Annotated in this window: 7 protein-coding genes; 3 read left to right on the plus strand and 4 right to left on the minus strand. The window is 58.0% G+C overall.

What is annotated here, in order from left to right:
• On the minus strand, positions 1–178 hold a 178-nt coding region (locus QPL98_RS19060; protein WP_303293832.1), incomplete at its 3' end, for a transposase.
• Between the two features lie 359 nt (positions 179–537).
• Between QPL98_RS19060 and QPL98_RS19065 the strand changes: the two genes are divergently transcribed.
• Positions 538–783 (plus strand): hypothetical protein, encoded by a 246-nt coding sequence (locus tag QPL98_RS19065; RefSeq protein ID WP_136632012.1) that lies wholly within the window; start codon positions 538–540, stop codon positions 781–783.
• The gene (locus QPL98_RS19070; protein WP_008173696.1) at positions 761–3,241 is read left to right on the plus strand and encodes a heavy metal translocating P-type ATPase; all 2,481 of its coding nucleotides are present in this window, start codon (positions 761–763) and stop codon (positions 3,239–3,241) included. Before QPL98_RS19065 ends, QPL98_RS19070 begins: the two co-directional genes overlap by 23 nt.
• A gap of 247 nt (positions 3,242–3,488) precedes the next feature.
• Here the strand turns inward: QPL98_RS19070 and QPL98_RS19075 are convergent, their stop codons facing one another.
• The 3 genes from QPL98_RS19075 to QPL98_RS19085 all read right to left on the minus strand — a co-directional run bounded on the left by QPL98_RS19075 (position 3,489) and on the right by QPL98_RS19085 (position 5,848).
• Positions 3,489–4,922 (minus strand): alkaline phosphatase D family protein, encoded by a 1,434-nt coding sequence (locus QPL98_RS19075; RefSeq protein WP_074211047.1) that lies wholly within the window; start codon positions 4,920–4,922, stop codon positions 3,489–3,491.
• A gap of 31 nt (positions 4,923–4,953) precedes the next feature.
• On the minus strand, positions 4,954–5,397 hold the full coding sequence (locus QPL98_RS19080; protein ID WP_039882014.1) for a hypothetical protein: 444 nt from the start codon (positions 5,395–5,397) through the stop codon (positions 4,954–4,956).
• Between the two features lie 181 nt (positions 5,398–5,578).
• Positions 5,579–5,848, minus strand: a complete 270-nt coding sequence (locus QPL98_RS19085; protein WP_172515652.1) for a zf-TFIIB domain-containing protein — start codon at positions 5,846–5,848, stop codon at positions 5,579–5,581.
• A gap of 292 nt (positions 5,849–6,140) precedes the next feature.
• On the opposite strand from QPL98_RS19085, the gene QPL98_RS19090 reads away from it, so the two are divergent.
• A partial coding sequence (locus QPL98_RS19090) for a transposase (RefSeq protein WP_303293833.1) occupies positions 6,141–6,318 on the plus strand: 178 nt, incomplete at its 3' end.

Genomic DNA, 6,318 nt, shown 5'->3' on the forward strand with positions numbered 1-6,318 from the left:
TCATGCGGGCATCCCGCTGGTCGGTCAGCGTCTCGGCCAGTCGCTGGGTTAGCCGGTGTTGTTTATCGACTTCGCGCAGTAACAACACACCGGCATCCGAGGTGATATGGCCTCCGGAGAAATCGGCTTCAATCTGGCGGCGGGAGAGTGGCGAGAAGGTCAGTTTTTGAGGTACCATTTTGGATAGCGGCTTTTAGTGTGGGTTTTTGTGTAGGAACTTGAATTCTAACACTTTAAGCCGCTTCTTCCTTCCTCATGCTACCTTCTTCATGAGAAATCCGGGCTAGGGAACTGGATGCCCGTGAGGCCCAAGAACACATCACACAGGGATATCATGTAGAAAATCAGTAGAGGAGGCAATAACGCGTCAGCTCGCATTGCGCTTGCAATAAGCCCCATGTACTCCATGTCGATTGGTGTCGCGTATTGTCAACCTGACGCACACACCGGGCAGAAGCGACAAGCAGTGAATTCGGTGCAGAATATATCATCTACGCCTACTTGAACGGATAAAGACAAAAACACTGGAGAAAGAAGTTGGCTTGGAAATTTCAGTTGCAGCTTGCGAGCAAAACAATCGCCAGCACGGTGTTGGGCGGGCTGACCGGAATGGATCGGTTATGGCACCGCCGCGAAGCCAGCATGATAGCCTACGCGGCAGCAGCGTTGTGTGCCTGCGGCTTTGCGTTTGTCTCGCAGCATATTCCAGGTACCGATCCCAGTCGCGTTTTGGTTTCAACAAAAGATAGGATGTGCAACCATGGAAAAAACACTTCGCCTTGACCTCCCGCTCCTCCTTCCCGACACGCCGGATGCGCATGGGGCTTGTGCACAGCGGCTAGCCGAGAGCCTGGAAACTCGTGAAGGTGTCTCTATCGCCCACGTTCGCAATACAGAAAGCGGTGGGGGCATGGAGCTATGTATTCATTACGACCCCGCATTGCTTTCGCTTGAACGAGTCCGCGAAGTCGCCAAGGCGTTCGGGGCAGAGATTACCTCTCAGTTCGGGCACCTCGTGTGGCAGGTTGAAGGTATTCCGGATCAACGTCGGGCAAGAGCGGTCAGCGCACAGCTGCGCAGTCTCCCGGGGGTTGTAGAGGCCGAGGCCAATGCCAAGGGGCCGCTGCGGATTGAATTTGATCGAAGGCAAACTGATGAAAACACTCTGCGCAATGCCCTTCAGAACATGAGACTGTCGCTGGTACAAGACGAATCCAGACCGCATGAGCCGACTGGAGAAGCACACGATCATGAGCATGGCGGCATATTTGGTGCGCAAACGGAACTTATTTTTGTGGCCTTGTGCGGTGCGCTGTTGCTGATTGGCTGGCTTTTGCCGAAGTTCGTGGCGACGCCGCCATGGGCACCCCTGTTCGTCCTCGTGCCCGCCTATTTCTTCGGCGGCTACTACGCCCTGCGCGAGGCTATTGACAGTGTGCGCACTGGCCGGTTCGAGATTGATTTTCTGATGCTGGTGGCGGCGGCGGGCGCGGCAGCGCTTGGTGAATGGGCCGAGGGCGCATTGTTGCTGCTCCTCTTCAGTCTTGGCCATGCGCTGGAAGGCTATGCCATGGGTCGCGCCAAGCGGGCCATCGAAGCGCTTGGCGCCCTGGCGCCCAAAACCGCCACCGTGCGCCGGGATGCCAAGGTCGAAGAGATCGCCGTCGATGCTTTGCGGGTCGGTGACATCGTGCTGGTGAAGCCGAACGAGCGTCTGGCCGCGGACGGGTTCGTCATCAAGGGTGAAAGCAGCGTCAATCAAGCACCGATCACAGGCGAGAGCGTGCCGGTGGACAAATCACCCGTCGGGGATGCGACCGTTGCCGCGGAAAAACCCGACCTCGTGGATGCCGAAAACCGTGTCTTTGCCGGTACGATCAACGGCGGCAGTGCGTTGGAAATTCAAGTCACGCGCACATCGGCGGATTCGACCCTCGCCCGCGTCGTCAAGATGGTGAACGAGGCCGAAACCAACCAATCGCCCACCCAGCGCCTGACCGACCGGTTCGAACGCATCTTTGTACCGGCGGTTCTGGTTCTTGCCGTTGCGCTTTTGTTTGCGGGCTTCGTCGTCGACGAACCTTTCAGCGACACCTTCTATCGCGCCATGGCTGTACTGGTAGCGGCAAGCCCCTGTGCGCTTGCGATCGCGACGCCAAGCGCGGTTCTCAGCGGGGTCGCACGCGCCGCCCGTGGCGGTGTTCTGATCAAAGGCGGTGCCCCGCTCGAAAATCTGGGGCGGCTGACGGCCATCGCCTTCGACAAGACCGGCACACTGACAGAAGGCAAGCCGAAGCTCGTCGATGTGGTGACGGCCGATGACGTAGCGGAAGAGGAGCTTCTGCGGGTGGCGGTTGGGGTCGAGATGTTGAGCGACCATCCCCTCGCCGCTGCCGTTGTCAGGGGTGGACGCGAACGCCTGGGCGATACGCCTGCCGCCGAGTCATTGAACCTGCGCAGCATTACGGGCCGCGGGGTCGTGGCAGACGTCGAGGGCGAGACAACCTACATCGGTAAGGATGACCTGTTCGCGGAGATTGGCGGCCCTGCCATTCCTCCTTCTCTGAAGATCCAAATAGAAGCATTGGAAGCGAACGGCCGCACCACGATGGTTGTTCGCCAAGGCGACCGATATCTTGGCGTGATTGGGCTGATGGATACGCCGCGCGAAGCGGCACCGGCGGTGATAGAGACGCTGCGCACGATCGGCATTCGCCGGATGATCATGATCTCTGGCGACAATCAGCAGGTCGCGGACGCTGTCGCGCGGGCTGTCGGCCTTGACGAGGCACGCGGTGATCTGATGCCCGATGATAAGGTGGAGACGATCAAAAAACTGCGCGCAGAGGCTAAAGTAGCGATGGTTGGCGACGGCGTCAACGACGCTCCCGCGATGGCGAACGCCACAGTCGGCATTGCCATGGGCGCGGCGGGCTCGGATGTCGCGCTGGAAACCGCCGATGTGGCTCTGATGGCGGATAACCTGAACCATTTGCCCTTCGCCGTGGCGTTGAGCCGGTCGACGAGCTCAATCATTCGACAGAACCTGTGGTTCAGCCTGGGCGTTGTTGCCTTGCTGGTTCCCGCGACGATTCTCGGTCTTGGGATTGGACCTGCGGTGGCGGTTCACGAAGGGTCGACTATTGTCGTCGTGTTCAACGCACTGCGCTTGCTCGCATTTCGTTTTGCTCCACCTGTTACACCCGTGGGTAGGGTATCCAATGCGGAAATGTCGGTGTAATCAACCAGACAACAGGAAGCCGTTGCAGGAAGCTCCCAATGAAGTGGATCGAACAAACTCTCGGACCACTCTTCCTGGATGGGGATACAAGGCGTGTTCATTTGTTCGAGCTTCTGCTTGACGTGAATGACGGATTGAAAAAGGCAGGTAATAACACACAATTTACAGGTCATTGGTGCTGGATCATCGGCTGCGCAAACTCCGACGACCGCGCTAGCGGCCTTACATACATGTGTGAAGATTATTATCACAGAATAAGGGGCGGTGTTATCCCGCTCTCTTCCAGAGCCCAACGGGCGCGCCATATATCTGAACGCCGCTCAAGCACCAGATAGTTGCGTTCCGCAATATAGCGCGACTTCTGACCGGGGATACATGGGATTCGGATCGGACACGCCTTGAGCGGCGATTCACCAAATTGTGCAAGGGCCCCCAGAATTCGTGCCCACACCCTTGGCGGGGCGCGATGCGCAATGCCCGAGGCAACCAGCTGGTGTAACCAGCGACCGGCGCCGAGCTTCATCGTGGCACGCGTCGCCAGGTGGATTTCCCCCGAAAGCACCGTGACATCATGGCCGTTGGCAAGCGCCATGTCCCGGATCACCCGAAGCATATCGCACCATTCGTCACGGTGAGCGCGGCTTTGCCACTGATCGCGCAGATCGTCCTCGTATTTCTGCATTTTGGGGATGGCGACCATCAGAGCCTCAAGCACCGACAGGCGTGGACCCAGCAACGGCACGCTGGACATCAGGAACGTGTGACCCTGCACCGGGGTCGAGGCCTCAGCTCGAATCATCTTCCAGCCGCCGTCCCCCATTACCTCGTGGCGCGTACGCTCCGACCTCATATCAGGTGCAAGGAGGCGCAGACCGGCTGTGCGAACACTCCAGCCCAGATGCAGCCCGGCAGGATCGTGGAACCGTTCAGGCAGATCACCATCTACTGCGGCATGCTGAAAGGTCAAAAAACTCTCGCGGGCAACATCAAACAGGATTTGGCCGACCGGTGTGTCGGTCTTCGACCCCGGTAGCGATCCCCAGCCATCGCAAATATCGTGGTCGTCCCACTGCATGAGAGACGGCACGCGCGCGGCGATCCAGACAAATTCCGGCGCACGATAAAGCGCCACGTAGCGCTCCAGGAAGCGTTCGCGCAAATAATGGCGCAAATCGGCAAGATCGGCGCGCGAAGGATCCTTGGGGATATGTTCGGGCCAGTCCTCGCTCAGGGGGTGACCCTCGGTGACTTGGTCAGCATAGACCTGATCGCCACCGTGCAGCAGCAGGGAAAACGGCGCGTTCCGGTGATCTTCTGTCAGGCGTGCCCACATCGCATTGCGCTCGGACCCTTCGCGCTCCAGATCGCCGATTTGCTCGCCGTTGCAGGACACATAGGCGATCCGTATATCGCCTCGAAAATCACTTGCCAAGGAGTAACTTTGGCCGTTCCAGGCATAACAGGACGAGCGGTTTGCGGGCAGGTCGAAGCGTGCTCGCCAAACGGTCATATGATCGTATTCCGCGAGGATTTCCGCTGTATGTACGCCGTGGACCGTTTCGATTGGCTCCGGGCACTCGCCATTGTCCGCAATGAAAAGGACAGAGAGCCGTAACACATATTTCTCGACATGGTCGAGAAAGAGAAGCGGTCCGGTCATGACCGGAGGTTCGGATGTCATGCGCAAGGTGGTTCCGATCAGTCTTCGGGCACTACTGTCGCCGTTGTCCTCGTCGCAGGACAGCGGGTATTGCAATCAGCGCGATCAGCCCTGCAACCCAAACCAGCAGAACGACCGTCTTGACAAGAAAATGAATCGATCCACCCGCCCAGCCGAGCAGCCCCTCAATATTGGCCGCATCACGTAAAGCCGTGGCTTCCTCCCCAAGGCCAAACCACTTCGCAAGCCCCGCTCCGGTATCGGCCAGTGGCCCGGCTGCACCGGAGATCCAGGAGAGGACCGGATCGACCAGCCACCAAGCGCCGAGCGAAAGCGCAGACCATATGACCAGCCCGGCCACGATGACCGAGGTCGGAATATTCAGCACCGGCAGGGCTCTGCGTTCGCGATAGCCGGAATGGTCATCGCCCTCATAATACCCACCCATGTCGCGATACCGTCTGTGTTTGGGTCGCCGGAAAAGATGATGTCCCATGATTTGCTTCCTCTAAGGGTGACGTTCACCTCCGCCAACACAACGTATCGCATCCTTGACCACCAGATGACCGCGGTGCGCGTCAAGGCCCCAGGTCAAAGTCCAGACGTAAGGATCCTGCGCCGCGGTGACACCAGGCAGGCCCATGTCCACCCGAGTTGCGCCGCCTGAACAAACCTGTCTAATCAAAAATTTCCGACAACCAGGACTTGCGGCGATACCCATGTTTGCCATGGCCTCCATGCTTGCCGTAACCGCCGTGCTTGTCATAGCCTCGGGGTTCTGGCTCGCGACGTGGTGGCGGCGCCAGTTCTACGGCACTACGCTCGATGATCTTGTCCAGCTCCCCCCGGTCCAGCCACACGCCCCGGCATTTGGGGCAATAATCAATTTCCACACCTTGTCGATCGGCCATCGTCAGATCAACACTCTCGCATACTGGACATTTCATGAGCTTCTCCTTTAGGTCAATCATCAGGGAAATCATAGTAGCACCATACTCACACCCCTTCACACTTGGGGCAACTAATCAAAATATTCTCCAGCATGTTATCGGCACCAACCATGATTAATTGGTGTGCCCAGAAGCCCCCTGCCCCCATTGAGCAGGTGATCTATTATCTGTTGTGAATCAAGGGGCAGTCTAGCCCGAATTTCTCATGAGGGGATAAAAGAAAGCGGCTGAAAGTGTTAAAATTTCAGGACCTTACACCATCAATCAACACCAACAACCGCTATCCAAAATGGTACCTCAAAAACTGACCTTCTCGCCACTTTCCCGCCGCCAGATTGAAACCGACTTCTCCGGAGGCCATATCACCTCGGATGCCGGTGTGTTGTTACTGCGCGAAGTCGATAAACAACACCGGCTAACCCAGCGACTGGCCGAGACGCTGACCGACCAGCGGGATGCCCGCATGA

The organism is Marinobacter sp. ST-43 (assembly GCF_030541085.1).
GTDB classification, from domain to species: Bacteria; Pseudomonadota; Gammaproteobacteria; order Pseudomonadales; family Oleiphilaceae; genus Marinobacter; species Marinobacter nauticus.